Source organism: Bergeriella denitrificans NBRC 102155, assembly GCF_001592185.1.
Lineage (GTDB): Bacteria > Pseudomonadota > Gammaproteobacteria > Burkholderiales > Neisseriaceae > Neisseria > Neisseria denitrificans.
In genome coordinates, this window is sequence record NZ_BCWL01000354.1 from 1 (window position 1) to 897 (window position 897).

Genomic DNA, 897 nt, shown 5'->3' on the forward strand with positions numbered 1-897 from the left:
TAGCAACGCTGTACCATTCTTATTTTAAATGACTATATATTCCGTTTATCTAGGCTTCGCTGCTTGGCGGCGTATGCTGCGGCTGCCCGGATGGATTTTGTTGTGCAAGCAAGGTTTCATCATGCCGGATAGATTGGTGATTTTCTGTGGATAAGTTTGGGGATAAACGGATTGCGGGAGAGAAAAAATCCGGTGGCTTTGCTCCAAATTAGAGTGCCTGTTTGCTAAACTGCTTGACTTTACTGGCGTTGAAGCCGTTTGCTTGAATGAACTATCGAAAAAAGCCGTCTGAAAAATATTCAGACGGCTTTTTTAAATGTGGATAATTACAGCTTTTTGCCGCAAACCAGCTCGTATTGCTTTTCGGTGACCGTGCCGTTCATGATGCTCATGGGGCGCAGATTGGTTGCGGTATATTGCTCGTCGGCCACGGTTTGGCCCCTGTCGCTGATGAGCTTTAAGGCGGTCAGGCGGTAGGTTTTATTGGCGCAGTGGATTTCCCAGCTGCCCAATGCGGTTTTATATGGAGGCGTATTGGTAAAACGCTCTTCGCTCGGCTTGCTGATGGTTTTGCGGTCGCGGAAGCTGACCAGCATGCCGTTTTTGCGGATGCTGGATTTGTCGATGGCGGCTTTGATGTTGCCGTCGGAGAGTGTGCCGAGGGTTTGCCAGCTGCCGCTGTGGCCGTCTGAAGAAGCACAGGCGGCCAGCAGCAGGGTGGATGAGATGGCGGTAAAACACAGGAAACGGGATTTCATAGCGGATTCCAAAAGGTTCGGACGGCCTGTATTATGCTTGAAAGCGGTGCGGTGCGTAAACTATGGCGGCAGGGCGGCGGCGTGTTGCTCAGGCCGTCTGAAAAGCGGCCGCCCTGCCCGCGCTTATGCGGCGCGGCGG

General features: G+C 52.3%; 1 protein-coding gene. It reads right to left on the reverse strand.

Annotated features, from left to right (window positions below; all coding sequences use genetic code 11):
* Positions 1–326: 326 nt before the first annotated feature.
* Positions 327–758, reverse strand: a complete 432-nt coding sequence (locus BDE01S_RS10775) for a surface-adhesin E family protein (protein ID WP_066081451.1) — start codon at positions 756–758, stop codon at positions 327–329.
* Positions 759–897 lie beyond the last annotated feature (139 nt).

Coding starts and splice junctions, on each gene's coding strand:
- BDE01S_RS10775 (WP_066081451.1), bottom strand. CDS start 758: ATGAAATCCCGTTTCCTGTGTTTTACCGCCATCTCATCCACCCTGCTG.